This window comes from Streptomyces sp. AC627_RSS907, from assembly GCF_019049165.1.
On the sequence record NZ_JAGMUE010000307.1, the window covers coordinates 1 to 436 of the forward strand.

Below are 436 nucleotides of genomic sequence, written 5' to 3' on the forward strand. Positions count from 1 at the left end.
GTCGACTACGCCTCACACTCGACGCACGTGGAGGAGATCCGCGAGGAGATCCTGGACGTGCTCGCGCCGGTGTCCCCGCGGACGGCCTCGGTGCCCTTCTTCTCCACGGTGGACGCGCAGTGGGCGGACGGTGCGGGTCTCGATGCCGGGTACTGGTACCGCAACCTGCGCCGGACCGTGGAGTTCGAAACAGCGGTGCGCAAGCTGGCCGGCGCCGGCTTCGGCGCCTTCGTCGAGGTCAGCGCCCACCCCGTCCTGACCATACCCATCGAGGAGACCGCCGAGGACATCGGCGGCGACACCACGGTCCTCGCGGTCGGCACCCTGCGCCGCGACGAAGGCGGTCTGCGGCGGTTCCTGCTGTCGGCCGGTGAACTGTTCGTCCGCGGTGTCGCGGTGGACTTCACACCGTTCCACGGGGGTGTCCCGGCCTACC

1 protein-coding gene is annotated in these 436 nt (G+C 70.4%); it reads left to right on the forward strand.

What is annotated here, in order from left to right; all coding sequences use genetic code 11:
* Window positions 1–436 (forward strand): acyltransferase domain-containing protein (locus KUM32_RS35430; protein ID WP_217146037.1); only part of this gene is annotated, 436 nt, incomplete at both ends.